This is a genomic window from Streptomyces sp. NPDC111628 (genome assembly GCF_055635195.1).
In genome coordinates this window covers 947156-968587 of sequence record NZ_JBVKBZ010000003.1, presented here as the reverse complement: position 1 = coordinate 968587, position 21432 = coordinate 947156, and the positions used below count along the sequence as shown (strand labels likewise).

Below are 21432 nucleotides of genomic sequence, written 5' to 3'. Positions count from 1 at the left end.
CGGAGGGGTGTCCCGAGTGCTGGGTGGGGCGTGGACGAACGCTGAGTGCGTGCAGGCGTGCATGTCAGATCCTTCGGGGTTGGCGGTGCCCTGAAAGAGAACGCGAGGAATCTCCCCTGGGAGGGTTGCTCGCGCAGGCTGCGGGGGGGATCTGGTGGCGAGGCCCTCGCTATGTGGTGGTGGTCAGCCAGACGGTGTCGGATGCGGCCAGGTGGAGGTGCAGGCCGTCGGCCGCTTCGCTGGTGTGCATGGAGCCGCTGAGGAAGTGCCAGGTGCAGTGGGCGTGTTCGGGCAGCAGGGCGCGGAGATTGACGCGGCTCTCGGTCGTGGACGGGTTGTGCAGGCCCAGCACCGCTCGCGAGCGGTCGGCGGGCTCGTGCAGTACTCCTTCGATGCCGTCGGCCTCCAGCTCGCGGACGAGAGCGTCCTGATCGAAGGCGGCCGCGATGTGGGGCTGCGTCAGGCAGTCGGACAGGGCCGGAGTTCGATGCCACAGGGCGTGGTCGGGTATGGGGGTGAGTGGACTCACAGCATGGGCCTTCCTGTCATGACGGCTCCGGGTTTGTGTCCCAGTAGGTGCAGGATGGTGGGGGCCACGTCGGCCAGCGTGGCCGTTCTCGGCAGCGTGGGTGCCGGCGTGTTGGTCCGGTTGGGGACGATCACCAGCGGGACCGGGTTCGTCGTGTGGCCGCCGTAGGGCCGTACGCTGCCGTCCGGAGCCTGCTTGGTCATTGCTTCGGCGTTGCCGTGGTCTCCCACGGCCACTACCCATCGGCCGCTGTTCCTGGCCGCTTGCAAGATCTGGTCCACGGCGGCGTCGGTCGCCTCGCAGGCCGTGACGGTGGCGGCGAGGTTGCCCGTGTGCCCGACCACGTCGATGTTGGCCAGGTTGGCGATGACCAGGTCGACATCGACGCGTCCGGCCGCCTCGACCACCGCCTCCGTGACACGGTCGAGGTTCATGTGGGGACGGGCGACGTAGTCGGCCTTGCCCTCACCTGTGATCCGCAGATGCTCCTCGCCGTCGCGTACGGTCGCGTCCCGGCCGTTGATGTAGTACGTGACGTGTTCGAACTTCTCGGTCTCCGCGATGCGGACACTGCGCATCCCGGCTTCCTGGAGCTCATCGGCCAGACCGCCGGAGGCGTCCGCGCGGTTCACGAGGGCGGGTATCGCGGTGCGGGTGTCGTACTGGGCCAGGCTCACCATGCTCACCGTGCGGCCGGTGGATGCGAGGTGCTCCTGGAGCCTGTCCGCGAACTGCTGGATACGGTCGCTCCGGAAGTTGAACCACAGCACCGCGTCCCCGTCGGTGACCCTCGCGTCACCCGCTTCCGTGAGCACGGAGGCGGGGACCCACTCGTCGCCGCGTTCGCTCGAGTGGACCGCCGAGTGGGCGCTGTCGGCCGGGGAGCCGCGCCCGTCGGCGACCAGGGCGACCGCATGCTCGGTCAGGTCGAGATCGCCGGCCTTGTCCATCGCGTAGCCGCGGCCGATGACTGTGGCGATCTGCCCAGTTCCGGCCGCAGCGGCCAACTCGGCCACCCGTGTCAGATACGCCTCGCCCGTGTGATCGGCGACATCCCGGCCGTCGGTGATCGCATGGATGAAGACGCGCTCCACCTGGTGCGTGGCTGCGGCGGCCAGCAGCTCGCTCAGGTGCTCGACGTGGGCGTGGATCTGCCCGTCCGAACACAGACCGATCAGATGCAGCGCGCCTGAGGAGCCGGCGACCTCGTTCAGCACAGTGTCCAGCCGCGGATGGCTGCGCAGGGTGCCGCTGTCGATGGCCTGCTGGACCAGGAGGCTGTCGTAGGGGAGGGGCCTTCCGGCTCCGATGACCATGTGGCCGATCTCCGAGTTGCCGACCGTACCGGGGAGCAGACCGACCGCTTCGCCGGAAGCTTCGGCCAGCGTGCTCGGGTGCTGGGCCACGAGTTCGTCCAGCACCGGGGTGCGTGCGAGGCTCAGGGCGTTGTCGTCGGCCGCGTCGGCGGAGCCCCAGCCGTCGAGGACCAGGAGGATGCCCGGGCCGGCGAGCACCGGTTCGGGTGTGCTCACTTGGTGCTCTCCAGGTCCGGGTGCAGGGTGTCGAGGGTCTGCCAGAAGGCGGGGAAGGACTTGGCGACGCATCCCGGGTCCTTGATGACCACGCCCTCGGTGCGCAGACCGCCGATGGCGAAGGTCATGGCGATGCGGTGGTCGTCGTAGGTGTCGATGACCGCGCCGTGCGGATTGCCGCCGGTGATGTACATCGCGTCAGCGTGTTCCTCCACGTCGATGCCCATCTTGCGCAATTCGGTGGTGACGGCGGCGATGCGGTCGCACTCCTTGACGCGCAGGGACGCGATGTTGGTGATCCGGGTGGTGCCTTCGGCGTACGCGGCGACGATGGCCAGTGAGGGCACGACGTCGGGCATGGCCTCCATGTCGATGTCGATGCCGCGCAGGGGGCCTCCGGTGACCGTGATCGAGTCGTCGCCTACCTCGGTGCGACAGCCCATTCGCTCCAGGGCCTGGACGAGGTGGACGTCTCCCTGGTGGGAGCCGGCACCGATGCCCGGAATGACGACGCGCGACTGGAGGATGGCGGCGGCCGCCAGGAAGTAGGACATGCCGGAGGCGTCCGGCTCGACGGTGACTTGGCCGCCGCGGGCCTGCTGACCGGACGGGACGGTGAAACGTCGGTAGCCGTCCCGGTCGACGCTCACGCCCATCTCCGCCAGTGCGGCGAGCGTCATCTCCACGTAGGGCTTGGAGACCAGGTCATCGCTGATGGTGATCTCGGTGTCGGTCTGGGCGCGCAGGGCGTTGATGATGAGGCTTGAGGTGAACTGGCTGGAGACGGCTCCGCTGATGGAGGTGGCGCCGCCCTTGAAGGAGCCGCCGACGACGCGGACGGGCGGGCTGCCGTTGCCGCGGACCGCCGTGGCGTCCACGCCCAGTGCCGGCAGTGCCTTGAGCAGGTCGCCCATGGGGCGCTCCTGCATGCGGGCATTACCGGTGATGATCGTCGTGCCGTCGGCGTGGCCGGCCATGGAGATCAGGAACCGCAGCGGCGTGCCCGCGCCACCGACGAAGATGTCCTCGCTCGGGGCGCGCATCGGCTTGCCCGTGGGGGTGACGCGGATGCGGGCGGCGGCGTGGTCGATGTCGCAGGTGACGTGACCGAAGGTCTCGATGGCGCGGGAGAAGTAGACGGTGTCGTCGGACAACAGCGCGTTGTCGATGACCGTTTCCTGCCCGGACAGCGAAGCGATGGCGAGGTATCGGTTGGTGTAGCTCTTGGACCCCAGGACGCGGACTGTCTCGTCGAAACCGGTGAGGGTTCGGATCGTGAGGGTCTCGGCCTTGAGCCGTGGGTCGGGCGTTGCGGACATGCGATACCTCCTGCAGTGGGGACGGGTGAGGTGATGCCTGTGCTCGGTGATGCGTCAGGCTTTGACGACCCGGCAGGCGAAGCACTTGAAGGCCTGCTGGCCGGACAGGTTGTCGTAGAAGCGGTCGTCGGGCAGTGTGTTGGCCGCCTCGTAGCGGGGGTCGTCGAAGAGGTCACCCTGCTTTTGGGCCGGCCCGAAGGTGTTGGGGACGAACACGGTGTCCGCTCGGATCCCCTCCCAGAGGAGTGCGGTACCGGTAACCGATCCGCGAGGGCTCTCGACGGTCACCTCGTCACCGTCGGCGATACCGGAACGCCGTGCCGTGTCGGGGTGGATCTGGATGAAGCGGATGCCGTTGAGCTGCTTGCCCGTGGGTGTCCAGTGGGTCACCTCGGCGAAGTGGACGACGCTGGGCCGGCCCGTCATGCCCATGAGCGGGAAGTCACGGTGCACCGCGTCGCTTCCGGGGACTCCCAGGCGTACGGGATGGGTGACTGCCTGCGGGTTGATGGGGTTGGTGACGAACTTGCGACTGTAGGACAGGGTGGGGTTCCTGCCGGTGACCTCGGGATGTGTGTAGAAGATTGGCAGGGCGCTGTGCCCGGTGACCGCCAGCTTCTTCTCCAGGGCCGGTGTCGAGATCTCGACCTTGCCGCTGGGGGTGAGGAAGCGTTTGCCTCGGTTGGCCGGGTCGAGTGACTCGGCCGCCTGGTACCAGCTGGGGTGGTCCAGGTAGAGGGTGCTCACGCCGGGGTGGTCCTCGGTGGGGCACGGCCAGCGCAGCGGCTCGGTGCGCTGTCGCATCCTTATGCGGGTCATTCCGCCCACGCCGGGGGTGTGGGTGACGAAGTCGTCCCACAGTTCCCGGTAGTTCATCCACCGCTTTGGGAACGCCGCACGCCACTCGGCGGCTGGCCGACGGCTGTCGAGTTCGGCCAGCGTGTGCGCGAGCCCGACCCAGATCTCCCAGTCCGGCCGGGATTCGCCCACTCGGTCGACGGCCTGGTCCTGCCAGCGAATGGCTCGGTCGTCGCGGCGCATGTAGACGCCTTCCATCTCCAGGCCACTGCAGACCGGCAGGATGATGTCGGCGTAGTAAGCGGCCTCTTCCATGAACAGGCCGGTGTAGACGTAGAAGTCGAGTTGCTCGAATGCCTTCTTGACCTTGGTGGTGTTGGCCGAGGACACCAGCGGATTGCCCTGGGTCACCACCGCGCGCAGTCGGTAGGGATTGTCCGTGAGGATGGACTCGGCGAAGTAGTCCGGGCCGACCGGCAGCGCCTCGCGCCGCTCGGGCAGGTCGGCGTCCAGGGGTGGCAACTGCAGGTCGCCGGGCCAGGTGTTGTGCATGAAGTTGCAGCCGCCGCCGGGTTGCCCGATGTTGCCGGTCACCGCAGCAAGGAACGTGGCCACCCGGTAGGTGTCGAAGGCGCCGAGCTGGTGGGAGATTCCCGCGTTGCAGAAGAGTGCTGCCGGTTTCGCCGTCGCGTATTCCACCGCCATCTTGGTGATGACATCGGCCTTGACTCCGGTTACCTTTGCCGCCCACTCGGGGGTGTACTGGTGCTTCGCGAGGTGTCGGCGCAGCTCGTCGAACCCTGCTACCCAGCGTTTGACGAACGCCTTGTCGTACAGCTTCTCCTGCACGATGTGGTGGAGCATGGCGAGTAGGAGTGCGAGGTCTGTGTGCGGCTTCGGCGCCACCCAGCGGTCGGCGGCGGCTCCGGTGGGCGTCAGGCGCGGGTCCACGACCGTCAGGGTCGCGTTGTTCTCCTTGCGGCCGCGCAGGAGGTAGTCGAAGGTGACCGGGTGTGTCTCGGCCTGGTTGGTCCCCAGGAACAGGTAGTGGCGCGCTGAGCCGAGGTCGTCCTTGCCGGTCGCGCCGTCGGTTCCGTAGCCGTTGGTGAAGTTGCCGAGTCCGAAGGTCATCGCGAGGGCGTTGCCGCCGGCGTCGTTGCAGACCGGGCCGACATCCGTGTTGTTGGGGCTGCCCAGCATGGCGAACATGCGGGCCACGAGAGATCCGGTGCCTCGGGGCATCCGGCCGGTGGTGCGGTTGGCGATGGTGTGGGCCTGGCCTGCATCCCGTAGCGCCAGGAACTTCTTGGCGATGGTGTGCAGGGCCTCCTCCCAGCTCACGGCCTCGAACTTGGAGTGGGGAGAGCCCTTCGCGCCGGAGACGCGGCGAAGTGGACGGGTCAGCCGCTCGGTGTTGTAGACGAGCTGCGACATCAGCTCGGCTTTGACACATACCTGCCCTTGCTGGACCGGGTCGCTGTCCTCGCCTCGCACGGCCAGTACGCGGCCCGCTTTGAGATCGATGTTGAGTCGGCAGTTGGAATTGCAGAACTGACAGGCGGTGGCGACTGTCTTGTCGGGGGTCAAGGCGGCGGACTGGTCGGTGAAATCCGCGCCGGACCCTCCGCCCGTACCGGACGGCTCTCCCAGGGAGCCTGAGGCGTCGGCGGCTCGTGCAGAGACCACCGGAAGCAGGACGGGCGTTCCAAGGCCTGCACCGCCGACGACGCTCCCGCGGACGAAACCGCGCCGGGACAGGCCGTGCTGATCGTGCTTCATGAAGACGTGGGGATCCTTCCGCCTGGTGTGGGGTACGAGGCGGGCATGGCGGTGCCCGGGCCGTGCGGGCGTGCCGCACGGCCTTGTCGGATGCGGATGTGCCGTGGTGGTCAGGTCGTGGGCATCGGCAGAGCGTCGGTGTCGGCCTTCGCGCTTACGGCGGCCAGAAACGCCTTGAGGATCTTGTGTTCGCTTCCCGGAGCGGAGGAGAGCTCGGGCTGGAAGAGGCTGCCGAGGAAGAAGGGGTGGCCGGTGATCTCCAGGGCACGCGGTGCGCCGTCGCTGTCCCAGGCACTCAGCCTCAGTGAGCCCTGGTTGGCCGCGTTCATGAAGGTGTCGGTCAGGCCGTAGTCGCAGTGGAAGATCTCCTCGACCTCGGTCGTGCCGTAGATGCCGGCCAGCCGGGAGTTCTCCATCACGGTCAAGGGAGCCTTCTCTCCGCGGAAGGAGCACTTCAGCGGGGTGACGAGAGGCATCAGCTTTTCGGGGTCCTCGTCGACGCCGGCCGCCTCGGGGAGGTGGAGCACGTTCTGGGCGTGTTCGATCAGGGCGCTGAAGAAGCCACCGCAGGTGCCCAGGAAGGGCAGCCCGTTCTCACGGGCGTGGCGCACGGCGACGTGCACGCCCTTCTGGTTGAAGTACGGGGCTCCCGGCACGACCCATATGCCGTCGAAGCCGTTGAGAACCGAGGCGTCGTGTATGTCGGTGGTCGGTATCCACTCGGTGGTCAGGTCCCACTGCTCACGCATCGCGTCGATCTTGGGGTGGGACGGCTCGTCGTGATTGCCGCGGTCTCCCACCAGGGCAAGGCGTGGCTGTGCAGAGGCTGACATCGTTTTCCCCTTCAACGGTTCAGGAGGGCGAATCCGTCTCGCCAGTGACGGTTCCAGCCCAAGGGGCGCGGCAGAGCGCGTGCCGTGCGTTCTGCTGCGCGGGTGTGGTCGTGCCTGAGGTGATGTCAGGACCGTGCCGCCACGCACGGGTCCCGTGAGGAAGGAAAGCGGGGAACTACCGCCGTGTGGGCGGCTGGGCTGCGAGTTGTTGCCTACCGGATGTACGCATGTCTGCCAGCCCCCTGGTGTGCCCCGTGTGGGAGCCCTCTGCAGGCCCCCCGTGCTGCTTCTCGCTCAATTTATCGATGGCGGTCAAAGTATTCGAGGGTTTCCGGGTCGGCCTGGAAACGATCACGCCATCTCTGTCATGTGACGGGACTGCCGCTGCGTCGGCTGCCAGGGGCGGTAAGGAGGTGCTCTGACCAGCCGTCACGGTGGCGCTCCGGTGCCAGCGGACCGGAGGGGGCGGCAGGAGTCCCGCTCGGCGGTGATCCGTCACCGTGAGTGCTTCCGTGCACGCCAGTGCGGTAAACGGAACCTGCCCTGCCGGGTCGTGGGAGGCCGCGCGAGTTGGCCGGATCCGGCGCACAAACCAGGCCGTTATTAACAGTGATGACTGTTGATAGCGATGAGTGCTGTTTAGTTTGGGCTTGGCTGATGGCCGGCCTGCTCGTCATACCCCCGTGCGACGGCCGGCCACAGCCGCTCCCCGGGACTCCAACCTGTTGCGTTTGAGGAGAAGCAAGTGACCAGCTCCGCCGGCCATCCGCGCCGATGGCAGATCCTGAACATCCTGTGCCTGAGTCTCGTGTTGATCGGCCTGGACACCCTGATCCTGAACCTGGCGCTGCCCAGCATTCAGAAGGACCTGGATGCCACGAGCAGCCAACTGCAGTGGATGGTGGACTCCTACGCCCTGGCATTCGGCGGACTGCTGCTCATGGCCGGCGGCTTGTCGGACCGGTTCGGCCGCAAGCGGCTTCTCTCCGTCGGTCTGGGGGCCTTCGCCCTGACCAGCCTGGGCGCCGCGTTCGCTACCAACGCCGAGATGCTGATCACTTTCCGGGCCCTCATGGGCATCTCGGCAGCGCTGATGATGCCCGCCACTCTTGCCATCATCAAGGACGTCTTCCCGCGCGAGGAGCAGGGCAAGGCGATCGGCATCTGGTCGGGCGCCGCCGCGGTCGGCGTGCCGCTCGGCCCGCTCGTCAGTGGTCTGCTGCTCGAACACTTTTGGTGGGGATCGATGTTCCTCATCAACGTCCCCCTCGCGGCCATCGCCCTGATCGGCGGAGCCAAGCTCATCCCCGAGTCCAAGGCCGAAGGCCACCCCGGACTGGACCTGGTCGGAGCCCTCCTCTCGGTGGCGGGACTGGTGGCCATCGTCTACGGCCTGGTCGAAGCCCCGCACAACGGCTGGGGCGACATCATCACCCTCGGCTCCCTGTTCGTCGGCGTGGTGCTGATGGTCGCCTTCGTTCTGTGGGAGCGGAAGACGGCCCATCCGATGCTCGACGTCGGCCTGTTCCTGAACGCTCGCTACGGCGGTGGCGCGCTGGCCATCGCCTGCACCTCCTTCGGCCTCTACAGCGGCCTGTACCTGCTCACCCAGTACCTGCAGTCGGTGCTCGAGCTCGACCCCCTGGGCGCGGGCCTGCGCATGCTCGCCATCGGCACGATGATGGTCGGCGCGCCGCTGTCCGCGAAGCTGGTGGAGCGCACGGGGTTGAAGACGACGGTGGTGGTCGGCCTGTTGCTGTGTGCTGCGGGACTCGGTGTTCTGGCCGGGCTCAGCGTCGACGACGAGACGCAGGCACTGATCGGCCTGGCCGTGTTCGGCCTGGGCATGGGTATCGCGCTGCCCGCCGCCGTGGATGCCATCCTGGTGGTCTCCGCCGCCCGTCAGGCGGGCGCCGGGTCGGCCGTCGCCGATGTCGGTATGCAGGTGGGCGGTGCGCTCGGCATCGCGATCAGCGGCAGCGTGATCGCCACGCTGTACCGTGACGATTTGCCCCAGGCGGCTCAGCTGCCTGGCGAGGCCGGAGAAGCGGTACACGAGTCCCTGGCGGGCGCTTCCGCGGTGGCCCAGCAGCTCGGCGGCGACACGGGCCGGCGCGTGCTGGACGCGGCGCAGCAGTCCTTCGTGGGCGGGTTCACCGGCACGCTGCTGATCGCCGTGGGTGTCGCGGCGGTCGGCGCCCTGGCCGCCGCCTTTATTCTGCCCCGAGCTCGTGTTGCCGACGAGGACGGCACAGCCCAGTCCGAAGCCGCCGCCCGCAGCGACAGCGCCGACGCCGCCGCTACGTCCTGAAGACCGGGGAGCGGACAGTGCGTAGGATCGACTCCACAGCCCGGCCCGCGGGTGAGAGGGAGGTGGCGATGGCCCGGCCGTCGAAGCTCAGGGTGGCGGTCAGCGATCCTGACCAGTGGCTCAGCGAACGCGAGCGGGCACAGATGCTGGCACCCAAGTTGCGGGCCTTGGCGGACGAGACGCGACTGACGCTGATCCTGCTCATCGCGCAACGTCCCCGCACCGTCAAGGAACTGCAGGAGGCCACCGGCCTGAGTCAGACCCTGGTCAGCCATCACCTGGCCCCGCTGCGTGAACAGAACCTCGTAGAGGCGATTCCCAAGGGCCGCAGCAATCAGTACGTGATGTGCTGTCAGACGCTGGCCGAGCCGTTGCGCATGTTCGCCAGCCTTGCCGCCATGGACCCTGAGACGGTTGCGGCTTGCCTCCAGACGGGGGCCGGACAGCCGGCCGCGGTGCAGGGCGCCTGAGCCCGCCACTCGCCACAGGGGCCGTGTTCCACGCAGACGAGTGGAACACGGCCCCTGTGGCGTGCCGCCCCTGCTACTGCCGCAGATCGTTCTGGAAGCGGTCCCGGATGTCGAGCGTGCTGAGGGCATTGGTCGCGCGGGGCGGGATCGCGCCCGTGCGAGGCAGCGTCTTGATACAGATCAGGTGCGGGCCGGGAGCGGCCTGGGCCCGCAGCATCGCTGCCCGCACGTCCTCCTCCCGGTCACAGACGACCGCGTCGGCGTATCCGGCGGCCTTCGCCATCTCGGGGAACGAGGTCGTCGCCGAGGTTGTCGCCTGTCCGCCCGTCGACTCGTGCACCCGGTTGTCGAGCACGACGTGGATCAGGTTGGCAGGCGCCTCGCCGCCGATCATCGACAGGGCGCCCAGGTGCATCAGGAGGGCTCCGTCCCCGTCCAGGACCACCACGGTCCGCTCCGGTTGGGTCAGCGCCACGCCGAGGCCGATGGAGGAGGCGTGGCCCATGGAGCCCTGCATGTAGAAGGTGCTGGGCGTGTCGGCCACGGCGAAGGTGTCACGGCCGGTGAATCCGGTGGTGGCGACGACGGCCGCCTGCGGCGCGGCAGAGGTGACGAGGCGGATGGCTTCCGCGGCGGGCAGTCCCTCGGTGTGAGGGGAGTTGGCCGCCGCGGCCTTGCCGATGGCGCCGCGTTCAACCAGAACGAACGGCGCCCGCTGCTCGGCGAGGTCCTTTTCCGCCTTCTCCAGGATCGCGGTGAACTCCTCGACCCCGTCCCGCGCGTACAAGGTGTGGTGCGGGGTGTCGACGCTGTCGAGAAGGCCGGGAGTCGCCGGCCCCATCACGGCGTGCTGGGGTTCGTCCGTTGCGGGGTCGGGCCAGCCCCGGAGGCTGGTGAAGGTCAGGATCGGCAGCTGGTAGGTCATCACCAGGGAAGTGAGCGGATTGATGAGGTTGCCCAGACCGGAGTTCTGCAGCATCACGTAGGCGCGCTGCCCGCCCAGGGCGGCGCCGGCGGCCACGGCGAGCGCGCTGCCCTCGTTCGGGGCGGGTACGTAGCGACCGGGCTCGGTGCTCAGGTGCGCGATCGGTCCACCGAAGTGGGAGCAGGGAACGCCGCTGGCGAGGGTGAAGCCGCGGTCGGCCAGGAGGTCGCAGAATTCTTGTGCCGTGATCATGGACGGGGCAGCTCCGTTTCGGGGGTGGTGGACGGCGTGACGGGCATCTCCTGGCCCGCTGCGGGCGCGCTGCGGGCGCGGCGTCGCATCTTGATGCCCTCGATGATGATGGGAATGCCGGAGATGAGCACGATGCCGATGACGATGCCTTCGATGTTGTCGCGGACGAAGGCGACTTGGCCCAGGTAGTAGCCGACAAGAGTCAGGCTGACCGACCACAGCACCGCGCCGATCACGTTGAACAGGAAGAACGTGCGGTACGTCATGCGCCCGATGCCGGCGGTGATGGGGATGAAGGTACGGAACACCGGTATGAAGCGGGCCATCACCAGGGCCTTGGGACCGTGCTTGAGCATGAACTGCTGGGCCCGCTCGGCATTTTCCTGTTTGAAGAAGCGGGAGTTGGGGCGGCGGAAGAGAGCCCCGCCCACTTTGCGGCCGAAGGCGTAGCCGAACTGGTCGCCCAGGACGGCGGCTGCGGCGATGGCGAGCATGACCAGCCACAGGGGCTGGTGGAGGAACTGGTCGTTGGCCACAAGCAGCCCCGCCGTGAACAGCAGCGAGTCGCCGGGCAGGAAGAAGCAGACGATCAGGCCGGATTCGGCGAAGACAGTGGCCATGATGCCCAGCAGACCGAAGCCGGAGATCAGGGCCTCGGCGTCGAGCAAGGGTGATGAGGCGAGGTTTTGCACGCGTGCCCCCCAGGACGGTGGTGCGAATGAGCGGACATGCCGCCTGCCGGCCCCGTCGCGGGACCGGCAGGCGGGCGGGGTTGATCAGCCGGCGGCCCAGTCGGGCCGCTGGTCGATGCGTACGACGGCGCAAGTGATGGACACCCCGCCGCCATGGGCGACGATCAGTACGTGGTCACCTGGGCCGACCTGCCCGGTTTCCACCAGGTGCGTCAGGCCGACGATCTGGTCGTTGACCGTCATGTGGCCCAGGTTGCGGCCGAAGTCGAGCAGGCCCTGGTCGGGGGAGAGGCCCATGGGGTCGAGGATGACCTTCAGGTAGCTCTCCTGGCCGGTGAACACGTGGCAGACCCTGGTGACGTCACTCGGTTCCAGGTTGGCTTCGGCCAGGGTGCGCAGGGCGATCTCCGTGCGCAGCTCGCCCTGACGGCGCACGACCTCGGCGACGGTCTCCTCCAGCCCGCCGGCGGCAGCCAGACGCTCCTTGAAGTCCATGCCGCGGCCGACCGTCAGCGACGGGGGGAAGAGCGGTTCCGTACCGCGGTACTGCTCCTCGACCTCCGCCGTGGAGCCGGTGTTGATGGACAGGAGGCTCGCAAAGCCCTCGGACTTCGACAGCAGGATCGCACTGCCCCCGTCACCGAGCACCCCGTTCTGGATACCGAAGGCCCACCGGTTGAAGTTGGGGGTTCCGACGTTGTCGGCGCCGGTGAGCAGAGCGGCGCTGCGTTCGGGTACGGCCTTGAGGTAGCAGGCGGCCAGCTCCAGTGAGCCGATCAGTCCGCTGCAGGCCTGCCAGACACGGAAGGAGGGCACGTCGCGGTCGGTCAGGTGACGCAGGATGTAGTGCTGCGGCGACCAGCCTTCGGGGCCCTGTTCGTGCCCGCAGGCGTGGATGTGGAAGTCGATGTCGTGCGGGTGCAGCGCGGAGCGTTCCATGGCCTGCCGGGCAGCGGCGACCGCCATGTCCGGAGCGGGCATGTCGTCGGCGACGGCGGCGCCGGTCCATCCGTAGAACTCGTAGTCGTCGGCGTCGTACAGACCCAGCGCGACGGCCTTCCGGGCGTCGACGATCTCGGGGATGTACGTGCCCAGCCCGGCGATGCGAATGTCAGTGGTCTTCATGAAGTCGGTCCTCGTCCCTCGCTCGGTCAGGCCGAGGCGTCTGCGGAGTTCAGTTCGTTGGCCAGGGCTTGGGCGACGGTGGTGATGGTGCCGTCCTTGAGGAGTTGCACCATGGGGAGTTTGACCTGGTAGCGGCGTTCGACGCGGTTGCGGAGTTCGACAGCCATGAGGGAATCCATGCCGAGCCGGCTCAGCGGCCGGTTGACGTTGACCCGTTCGGGCCGCAGCCCCATCACGACCGCAACCTCCTGCTTGAGGAAGTCGAGCAGTTCGCTGCTGGGCGCTGCTTGTACAGGAGCAGTGGCCTGCGGTGCGATCCGGGCAGTAGCCGTGGGCTCGGCGACCGCCGCAGAGGCGGGCGGAGCCCCGGCTGGCGCGGATGCGACACGACGGGACACGTCAGGATCGGCGACCTGGGACAACGGGCGGGGTTCGGCGGCCTGCTTCTCAGAAGCGGGAGCCGGGTACGCCGACTGATCGCTGTTGGTGAGGTGCTGCACCAGAGGGGCAGCAGCGGCGCTCGGGTAGGCGCGGGCCCAAGCCTGCCAGTCCGCCGGCAACACCGCCGTGTGGAGCCTGCCTTCGGCCAGGATCCTGCCCAGCACCGACAGACCGTCGTCCGGGCTGAACGAGTTCATGCCGTGCGGCAGCAGCGTGCGCTCTTCCTCCTGCTCCTTGCGCGCCACCATCCCGACGCTGTCCCAGAACCCCCAGTTGACGACGGTGCCGGAGAGGCCCTGGGCGTGCCGGTGGTGCGCCAGCGCATCGAGGAACGCGTTCCCTGCCGCGTACCCGCCCAGCATGGGGGAGCTGAGGAGCGCGGAGCCGGAAGAGAACAGGACGAACGCCTCGACCGACTCCTCGCGCAGCAGCCGGTGCAGATTCCACGCCCCAGAGACCTTCGCCGCCAGGACTCGATCCATCTCGGCGCCGCTCATGTCACTGAGCAGGGTGTAGTCGATGACCCCGGCCGCGTGGAACACCCCACGCACAGGCGGCATCCCCGCGCGGCGTCGCGACTCCAGCATCGCCCGCATGGCCTGGGCGTCGGCGACGTCCACAGCCTTGTACGCCACGTTCACCCCGCGCTCGCGCAATTGCCGGAGCACGGCGACGGCGGCGGCCTGCGGATGAGTCCCGCTTACTACCGCGTCCTGCTCGGGCAGCGCACTGCGGCCGGTGAGCAGCAGGTGGCGGGCGCCCTGGTCGGCCAGCCACAGAGCCAGCTGTCCGCCGATGCCGCCCGCACCTCCGGTGACCAGGTAAGTACCGTCGGCGTGAACGGTGACCGAGCGGCCGCGTGGGCCGCCGGCCGTGACGGATGACTGGCCGAAGGACAGCACGATCTTGCCGGTGTGCCGGGCCTGGGCGATCAACCGGAAGGCGTCGGCGGCCTTCGCGACCGGATACACCGTGTGCGGCAGTGCCTCCAGCGCGCCCTCGTCGACCAGGGCGGCAGCGGCCCGCAGCACACGGCCAGCGCGTTCAGGCGCGTGCTGGATCATGTGCACGACGTCGATGGCGTGGAAGGAAAGGTTGCGGGCGAAGGCACCCAGCGGCAACGCGTTGTTGTCGAGGATGTCGCGTTTGCTGAGTTCCAGGTAGTGCCCGTACGGGGCCATCAGGGACAGGTTCGCCTCGATGGCGTCCCCGGCCAGGGTATTGCAGATGACGTCGAAGCCCTCTGCGACAGCCGGCTTGAAGACGTCGGCGAAGGCAAGGCTTCGGGAGTCGGCGACCTGCTCGACACCGAGCTCGGTCAGCAGCTGCCGCTTTGCGTCACTGCCGGCGGTGGCGAAGACGCGGGCCCCCTTCCAGCGGGCGACGTTCAGCGCGGCCCGGCCGGTGCCCCCGGTCGCGGTGTGGATGAGTATCTTCTGGCCCCGTTCGAGGCGGGCCATGTCGTGCAGGGCGTGGTAGGCGGTGAGGTAGGCGGCCGGCAGGGTCGCGGCCTCGGCCGCGGTCAGCCTGGCCGGCTTGGGTGCCGTGAGGCAGGCGCGGGTGACGACCTCGGAGGCCAATGCCCCTTCGGCGAAGGCGATGACCTGGTCGCCCACCGCGACGTCGGTCACGCCGGAGCCGGTCTCGCTGACCGTGCCGGCGCACTCCCAGCCCATCACGGGCGGCCTGTCGTCCTGTCCGGGATACATGCCCAGGCTCAGGAGCACGTCGCGGTAATTGACCCCGGCGTGGCTGACCTGGATACGGACTTCGTCCGCGGCGAGGCCGCGCGAGGGGGCGGCGGTCAGCTGCAGGTCGTCGATGACGCCGGGTGTGGGCAGTGACAGCGCCTGCGGCGCAGGGGTGGCGGCCGCCGCGGGGCGCAGCCGGGCTGCCAGGCGCCGGCCGTTGCGCCACGCGACCTGATTCTCCTGGTCGGGGTGGAGCAGTTGCTCCACCAGGGCGGGGACACTGGCCGGGGAACGGTCGAGGTCGACCAGGCGAGGGTTCAGTGCGGGTGCCTCGGCAGCCAGCGTGCGGCCCAGCCCCCACGGCATGGCCTGGAAGGGGTGGCGTACCCGCTCCCCGGTGCCGGTGGCCTGGGCGAGTTGGGTGACCAGCCACAGCGGGGGGTTGCCGAGCGGTTCCTTCTCCAGGGACCGGGTCAGGTGCAGGATGCTGTGCGCGGCGAGCACCTGGGTGCGGTGGATTTCGGTGGTTTTGGCGTCCAGGCCGGTCTGGGCGTCCAGGGCCCACAGGTGGATGATGCCGCGGCAGGCACCGTAGCGGGCGACATCGGCCAGGACCTCGCGGTAGTGCTCTTCCTTGGCGGGGTCGATGCGGTAGCGGTCGCCGCCCCCTGCCAGCTGGCCCGCGCCGGCGGTGACGGCGACGACGCGCTGGCCGCGGCCGTTCAGTTCACGCACCAGGGCGCGCCCGGTGGGCCCGCTGTCGGTCAACAGCAACCAGAAGCCGTCGGGGTCAGTGGTGCCCGTGGCCGGGGCGGGAAGGGGGGCTTCGTCCCAAGTGAGTGTGTGCAGCCAGGTGTCACGGTCGCCGCCGGCTGGGGCGGCCGGGGAGCCGGGGGTGCGGGATGGCGTCACGGAATCCTCGGTACGGGGGTTGAGCAGGGCGGGAGCGTGGCCGGCCAGGTACTGCAGGCGCAGTCCGCGCATCTGGGCGATCAGACGACCGTCGTCGGCGCGGATGTCGATGTCGGCGGTGAACGAGTCCTCGCGCAGGGACGGCAGCAGCCTGGCGTGGCTGAACAAGGAGGCAGGCGGCTGCTGGTAGAAGCGGACCTCGTCGATGCCGCCGAGGACGAAGACGCCTTCGTCACCGGGCGCAGTCAGCTCACGGGTGGCGGCCATGGCGTGCCCGCTCGCGTCCAGGAGAGCCGGGTGGAAGTGGTGGTGGGCGAGTCCGTCGAGGAGCGCGGCCGGGCAGGACAGCTGGGCGAGGACCTCGCCGTCGGCGCGCCACAGTTCGGTGATGCCTTGGAAGGTGCCGTTCCACTGGTTTCCGCGGGCGGCGTTCCACGTGTAGAAGTCGACGGCGTCCTGGTGTTGGGGCAGGCGGGCACGAATGGACTGGAGCGACTCGCCCGGTCGGGGGGTGTCGCCGACCACCGCGTGAGCAGTTGCTTCGGTGTGCAGCACCCAGTCGTCGTCGGCGGATTCCCGGCTGAGGATGCGGCAGTGCAGTGAGGAGTCCGGGCGCGGAGTGACAGTGACCTGGACCTCTGGTGCGGGCCCGTCCTCGTCGAGGAAGAGGGCCCGGTGGTAGTGCACCTCGCTCACCGACAGCGCTCCGGATCCCAGTTCGGTGCGTGCGGCAGCGCTGACGAGCTCCAGGTGGGCGGTGCCAGGCAGGATGATGGTGTCCTGGATGCAGTGGTCGCGCAGGTAGGGGTGGTCAGCGAGCCGCAGTGGACCCCGCCAGATGCGGGTCGCGCCCTCGGCGGGTGACGGGTTGCCGAGCAGCGGGTGCGTCGCCTGCTCCCCACCCGCTGCAGGCTCGGCAGGCGCCGCGGTGGCGGCCGTGGGACGGGCTGGGGCGGGGCTGATCCAGTGGCGGGTGCGCTGCCACGGATACGTGGGCAGGGCCACGTAGCTCCCGTCGGCGGTCAGCTTGCCGAGGTCGAGACGGGCACCGGCTGTGTGCAGGGCGGCGGCGGAGGTGAACAGGGAGCCGCGTTCGTCCGAGTGCCGGCGCAGGCTGCCGACGGCGGTGGTGTCGGCGCCGGTGGCCAAACGGCTGGTCTCGCGGATTCCTGACACGAGCAGCGGATGAGGACTGACTTCGACGAACACGGTGTCGCCGAGGTCGAGCTGGCCCTGTACCGCGCCCACGAAGTCGACCGGTTGGCGGATGTTGCGCACCCAGTACTCGGCGTTCATGCCGGAGCCGTCGATGACTTTGTTCAGCAGGGTGGAGTGCAGGGGGATGATGCCTGGCCGCGGTGTGAGGTGGGACAGCTCGGAGAGCAGGTCCTCCTGAAGAGCGTCCATCTGCGGGCAGTGTGACGCGAAGTCCACGTTGACCCGCCGGTTGTCGACACCGCGCGCGTCGAGGCCGGCCAGTACCTGGTCGAGGGCCTCACCATCACCGGACAGGAGGGTGGAGGTGGGGCTGTTGATGGCGGCTACGGCCAGCGTGTCCTCGTGACCGACCAGCGCTGCCGCTGCCTCGTCGGCGGGAAGAGCGACCCAGGCCATGGTGCCCCGGCCGGAAAGGCGCTTGGCCAGTCGGCTGCGGCGGCAGATCACCGCGGCGGCGTCAGAGAGCGAGAGAGCGCCGGCGATGTAAGCGGCGGCGGACTCACCCATGCTGTGGCCGATGACCACGTCCGGTTCGATGCCCCAGGAGCGCCAGAGTTCGGCCAGGGCGATCTCCATGGCCCAGAGGGTGGGCTGGATGACGTCGAGTTCCTTGAGCCGCTTTTCGTCCGCCGAGCGCAGCAGCTCGATGACCGACCAGCCGCTCTCCGTCCTGATGGCTTCGTCGCAGTCCCGCATGGCCTGGCGGAAGACCGGCTCGGTGTCCAGGAGCTCGCGGCCCATGCCTGGCCACTGCGAGCCCTGTCCGGGGAATACGAACGCGACCCGTGGCGTCGCCTCGGAGTCGGTGTAGTCGCTGAAGGACAGGCCGGGCTCGTTGTCGCCGTCGGCGAACCCTCGCAACGCGGCGGCGGCCTCGGCGTGGCTCTCGACGGGAAGGGCGAGGCGGGCCTCGTGAGCCGTACGGCGCAGCGCCGCGGAGTGGGCGATGTCCCGCAGCTTCTGCTGTGCGCCGGGGCCTTCGAGGTGGTCGGCCATGCTGCGGGCTGCTTCGGACAGGGCTTCGGGGCTGAGCGCGGACAACACCAGCAGCTCGCTGCGCGCGTCCGGCGCTGTGTCCCGGGCGGTGGTGCGCGGCTCGGGGGCGGCTTCGAGGACGAGGTGGGCGTTGGTTCCGGAGAAGCCGAAGCTGGAGACTCCGGCGATGGCGGGCCGGTCCCGCTGCGGCAGAGGGGTGGCGTGGGTGGGTACGGCGAGTGGCAGGTTGGCCCAGTCGACGGCGGGGTTGGGGTTCTTCAGGTGCAGGTTGGGCGGGATCGTCTTGTTCTCCAGGCAGAGCACGGCCTTGATGAGACCGGCGATTCCGGCGGCTGCCTCGGCGTGGCCGATGTTGGTCTTCACTGAGCCGACCAGACAGCGATCGTCCGAGGCCCGGGCGCCGACGATGTCGGCCAGGGCCTGCAGTTCGACCGGGTCGCCGACGCTGGTGCCGGTGCCGTGGGCCTCGATGTAGTCGATGTCGGCCGGGTCCACGGCGGCGTTGGCGTAGGCGCGGCGCAGCACGTCACGCTGGCCCTCGACGGCGGGCGTGACCAGGTAGCCACTGCTCTGGCCGTCGTTGCCGACGGCGGATCCGCGGATGACCGCCCGGATGCGGTCGCCGTCGGCGAGAGCGGCCGACAGCGGCTTGAGGATGACGGCCCCGATGCCGTCGCTGCGGACGAAGCCGTCGCCCGAGGCGTCGGCGAACTTGCAGCGGCCGTCGGAGGCGAGCATGCCGGCGCCCGAGTAGACGACCCCCTCTTCCGGCAGGAGTACGAGGTTGACCCCGCCGGCGATCGCCAGGGGGCACTCGCCGAGCCGGATGGCCTGGACGGCGTTGTGGACGGCCACGAGCGCGGAGGAACAGGCGGTGTCGACGGTGAAGCTGGGTCCCCGCAGGTCGAATGCGTAGGACAGCCGGCCGGAGGTGATGGCGCGGGCGGCCGCACCGGTCATGGCGTACAGGTCGAGCTGATCGCGGTCGTCGTACTGCAGATGCCAGTAGTCCCCACCCAGCTGGCCGATGAAGACGCCCGTGTCGGTGCCCGCGATGCGGGGCAGGCGCTGACCCGCGTCTTCGAGGGCTTCGTGGGCGACCTCCAGGAGGAGCCGCTGCTGGGGGTCCATGCGGTCGGCCTCTCGGGGGGAGATGCCGAAGAATTCCGCGTCGAAGGCGTCGATGTCGTGGAGCAAGCCGCCCCACCGGCTCACCGTGCGGCCGGGCGTGCGGGGCGTGGGGTCGTAGACGGCGTCGACGTCGTAGCGGTCCGGCGGGATGTCCGTGATGGCGTCGCGGCCCTGGAGCAGCATGTCCCAGAGTTGTTCAGGGCTGGTGGCGTCGGCGAACCGTCCGGCCATGCCGATGATGGCGATCGGTTCACTGGCAGACCCAGCCGCGCGGGTGGAATCGTGAGGCATGAATGTCCTTCCGGGCATGACGAAGCCGTTCACTGGTGAAGCAGCACGGAAGGAACTGCGGTGCGGGCGCGGCAGACCGGCAGCTGGGCCGGCCCGGTGGCGGGCGATCGCACCGAGGACAGAACGAGAGTGAGGCGGGAAGGATCCGGTCCCGGCTGAGCGGTCATGTGCGGGGCGAGCGCACTTGACCGTTCACGGGCCGGGCGCGGCTATCGGCACAGCCGCTGCTTCCCGATGTCGCTGTGGCACTGGGCGGTTGCCCTGGTGCCACTACCCCCGCTGTTTCGACATGTATCGAGATTGACCCGGCGTGGGTCGCCCGCGCAACGCGGCGCGAGGTGACGCTCGTCACACTGCGGCAGACTGTGGCGTGAGGTTGACATTCATCGAAGCAGGAGTGAAAGTGGAACTCTAATTCGTTGTTTATCTATATAGGCGGTTGTGATGCGCTTGCTTCGCGTCGCCCTCCGAGCCGCCGCGACAGGAGCCGCTTGCGATGAGTGATTCCATCGGCCTCGACGCTGAGCAGACCGGCTCTTGCTGTGCCGCGATCGCTGAATTCCGGCGGCGGGCTGCGGAGCGCATCGAACAAGACAAGCAGGCGGACACCGCAGAGGATCTCGCGGCTTCCTCGTCCGATCCCACGCGAGATGCCTGACTGCCGCCCTTCCCTTCGTGAAAGGACACCGCACAGTGGTTGACCTCGGCTCCGACCGCCTCCCAGTCGCCGTGATCGGCGCCGGCCCCGTCGGGCTGGCTGCTGCCGCGCACCTGGCCGAACGCAGCGTCCCCTTCGTCGTCCTGGAAGCCGGAGACGCTGCGGCGACAGCCGTGCAGGCCTGGTCCCACATCCAGCTCTTCAGCCCATGGGAGTTCAACACCGATCCCGCTGCCCGCCGACTGCTCGCGGCCGTCGGCTGGGAGGAGCCCGACGCGTCCGCCCTGCCCACGGGCGGGGATCTCGTCAAGCAGTATCTCCAACCGCTGGCCGAACTTCCCGCGCTGGCTTCCCACATCCGCTACGGCGCCGAGGTCACCGCCATCAGCAGGCTGGGCATCGACCGTCTGCGCACCGCCGACCGGGACACGGCCCCGTTCGTCCTGCGCCTGGCCGACGGCGAGGAAGTGCTGGCGCGCGCCGTCATCGACGCCTCGGGCACCTGGCGTCAGCCGAACCACGTCGGCGCGAACGGCCTGCCCGCCCACGGAGAGCAGGACGCCGCCGCCTGGATCAACCACGGCCTGCCCGATGTCTTCGGAGGGGACCGCGACCAGCACGCCGGCCGTCACACCGTCGTGGTCGGCGCCGGCCACTCGGCAGCCAACACTCTGCTGGCCCTGGCCGAGCTGGCCGACACCGCACCGGGCATCACCATCACCTGGGCCATCCGCGGCGCCGACCCGGCCGGCTCCTTCGGCGGTGGCAGTGACGACGAGCTGCCCGCACGTGGCGCCATCGGCTCCGGCCTGAAGATGCTCGTGGAAACCGGCCGCGTGACTCTTGCCGCCAACTTCCGCACCCACGCCGTCCGCCGCCTGGGCGACGACCCCTCGCGCGACCAGGTGGAGCTCGTCTCCCGGGACCTGGACGGCACCGAGCGAAGCCTTACCGCCGACCGGGTCGTCGCGGCCACCGGCTTCAGGCCCGACTACCGCATCGTCGACGAGCTGCGCCTGGAGCTCGACCCGATCATGTCCGCGCCCCGCGCCCTCGCCCCGCTCATCGACCCCAACCAGCACTCCTGCGGAACCGTCACCCCGCACGGCTACCGCGAACTGGCCCACCCCGAACCGGGCTACTACACCGTCGGCATGAAGAGCTACGGCCGGGCTCCGACCTTCCTCATGCTCACCGGTTACGAGCAGGTTCGCTCCATCGCCGCCGCGCTGGCCGGTGACTTCGAAGCGGCTCAGTCGGTCGAACTGCAGCTGCCCGAGACCGGAGTGTGCTCGGTGACTGCCGGGGGAGAGGCGCTCGCCCTGCGTCTCGGGTTGACCAAGGATCAGCACGAGCAGCTTCTCCACGTCACCGCGAAGCACCTGGGCACGTCGGCGACGGCGTCGGACGCCGTGCTGTCCGCCGCGACGGAACTCGGCATCGACCACACCGCGGCCCTGCAGCTGGCCGCCTACGCGGCCGACATGTTCGACGCGCCCGGCGCCCAAGGCTGCTGAACCGCCCCGACG

Annotated in this window: 13 protein-coding genes; 4 read left to right on the top strand and 9 right to left on the bottom strand. The window is 69.1% G+C overall.

Annotation, left to right across the window (positions count from 1 at the left end):
* Positions 1-169: 169 nt before the first annotated feature.
* From ACZ7MF_RS19305 to ACZ7MF_RS19285, 5 genes are all read right to left on the bottom strand, one after another.
* Positions 170-529: a hypothetical protein gene (locus ACZ7MF_RS19305; RefSeq protein ID WP_471478009.1), complete on the bottom strand. Its 360-nt coding sequence runs from the start codon at positions 527-529 to the stop codon at positions 170-172.
* Positions 526-2061: a 2,3-bisphosphoglycerate-independent phosphoglycerate mutase gene (gene gpmI / locus ACZ7MF_RS19300; protein ID WP_471478008.1), complete on the bottom strand. Its 1536-nt coding sequence runs from the start codon at positions 2059-2061 to the stop codon at positions 526-528. Before gpmI ends, ACZ7MF_RS19305 begins: the two co-directional genes overlap by 4 nt.
* Entirely contained in the window at positions 2058-3380 is a 1323-nt protein-coding gene (gene aroA, locus ACZ7MF_RS19295; RefSeq protein WP_471478007.1) for a 3-phosphoshikimate 1-carboxyvinyltransferase, read from the bottom strand. Before aroA ends, gpmI begins: the two co-directional genes overlap by 4 nt.
* Positions 3381-3434: 54 nt before the next feature.
* Entirely contained in the window at positions 3435-5957 is a 2523-nt protein-coding gene (locus tag ACZ7MF_RS19290; RefSeq protein WP_471478006.1) for a molybdopterin-containing oxidoreductase family protein, read from the bottom strand.
* 110 nt (positions 5958-6067) lie between these two features.
* Positions 6068-6790 carry a CTP synthase gene (locus ACZ7MF_RS19285; protein ID WP_471478005.1) on the bottom strand — a complete coding sequence of 241 codons (723 nt, stop codon included), beginning with the start codon at positions 6788-6790 and terminating at the stop codon, positions 6068-6070.
* 745 nt (positions 6791-7535) lie between these two features.
* Between ACZ7MF_RS19285 and ACZ7MF_RS19280 the strand changes: the two genes are divergently transcribed.
* Positions 7536-9101 carry an MFS transporter gene (locus ACZ7MF_RS19280; RefSeq protein ID WP_471478004.1) on the top strand — a complete coding sequence of 522 codons (1566 nt, stop codon included), beginning with the start codon at positions 7536-7538 and terminating at the stop codon, positions 9099-9101.
* A gap of 68 nt (positions 9102-9169) precedes the next feature.
* Complete coding sequence (locus tag ACZ7MF_RS19275) at positions 9170-9571, top strand: ArsR/SmtB family transcription factor (protein ID WP_016325505.1); 402 nt, start codon at positions 9170-9172, stop codon at positions 9569-9571.
* A gap of 73 nt (positions 9572-9644) precedes the next feature.
* Here the strand turns inward: ACZ7MF_RS19275 and aepY are convergent, their stop codons facing one another.
* The 4 genes from aepY to ACZ7MF_RS19255 all read right to left on the bottom strand — a co-directional run bounded on the left by aepY (position 9645) and on the right by ACZ7MF_RS19255 (position 19245).
* Complete coding sequence (gene aepY, locus ACZ7MF_RS19270) at positions 9645-10748, bottom strand: phosphonopyruvate decarboxylase (protein WP_471478003.1); 1104 nt, start codon at positions 10746-10748, stop codon at positions 9645-9647.
* Positions 10745-11440, bottom strand: a complete 696-nt coding sequence (locus ACZ7MF_RS19265) for a DedA family protein (protein WP_153176562.1) — start codon at positions 11438-11440, stop codon at positions 10745-10747. The genes aepY and ACZ7MF_RS19265 overlap by 4 nt, the downstream gene beginning before the upstream one ends.
* Positions 11441-11524: 84 nt before the next feature.
* A complete protein-coding gene (locus ACZ7MF_RS19260; RefSeq protein WP_471478002.1) occupies positions 11525-12565 on the bottom strand; it encodes a ketoacyl-ACP synthase III family protein in 1041 nt (346 codons plus the stop codon).
* Between the two features lie 26 nt (positions 12566-12591).
* Positions 12592-19245, bottom strand: a complete 6654-nt coding sequence (locus ACZ7MF_RS19255) for a type I polyketide synthase (RefSeq protein ID WP_471478001.1) — start codon at positions 19243-19245, stop codon at positions 12592-12594.
* Between the two features lie 496 nt (positions 19246-19741).
* Between ACZ7MF_RS19255 and ACZ7MF_RS19250 the strand changes: the two genes are divergently transcribed.
* A complete protein-coding gene (locus tag ACZ7MF_RS19250) occupies positions 19742-19903 on the top strand; it encodes a hypothetical protein (protein WP_471478000.1) in 162 nt (53 codons plus the stop codon).
* Between the two features lie 35 nt (positions 19904-19938).
* Positions 19939-21420: an NAD(P)-binding domain-containing protein gene (locus ACZ7MF_RS19245; protein ID WP_471477999.1), complete on the top strand. Its 1482-nt coding sequence runs from the start codon at positions 19939-19941 to the stop codon at positions 21418-21420.
* Positions 21421-21432 lie beyond the last annotated feature (12 nt).

What these genes read in the sequence shown, in the direction of transcription:
- ACZ7MF_RS19290 (WP_471478006.1), bottom strand. Translation starts at nt 5,957, where the DNA reads ATGAAGCACGATCAGCACGGCCTGTCCCGGCGCGGTTTCGTCCGCGGG.
- ACZ7MF_RS19275 (WP_016325505.1), top strand. Translation starts at nt 9,170, where the DNA reads ATGGCCCGGCCGTCGAAGCTCAGGGTGGCGGTCAGCGATCCTGACCAG.
- ACZ7MF_RS19285 (WP_471478005.1), bottom strand. Translation starts at nt 6,790, where the DNA reads ATGTCAGCCTCTGCACAGCCACGCCTTGCCCTGGTGGGAGACCGCGGC.
- aroA (WP_471478007.1), bottom strand. Translation starts at nt 3,380, where the DNA reads ATGTCCGCAACGCCCGACCCACGGCTCAAGGCCGAGACCCTCACGATC.
- aepY (WP_471478003.1), bottom strand. Translation starts at nt 10,748, where the DNA reads ATGATCACGGCACAAGAATTCTGCGACCTCCTGGCCGACCGCGGCTTC.
- ACZ7MF_RS19250 (WP_471478000.1), top strand. Translation starts at nt 19,742, where the DNA reads ATGAGTGATTCCATCGGCCTCGACGCTGAGCAGACCGGCTCTTGCTGT.
- ACZ7MF_RS19255 (WP_471478001.1), bottom strand. Translation starts at nt 19,245, where the DNA reads ATGCCTCACGATTCCACCCGCGCGGCTGGGTCTGCCAGTGAACCGATC.
- ACZ7MF_RS19260 (WP_471478002.1), bottom strand. Translation starts at nt 12,565, where the DNA reads ATGAAGACCACTGACATTCGCATCGCCGGGCTGGGCACGTACATCCCC.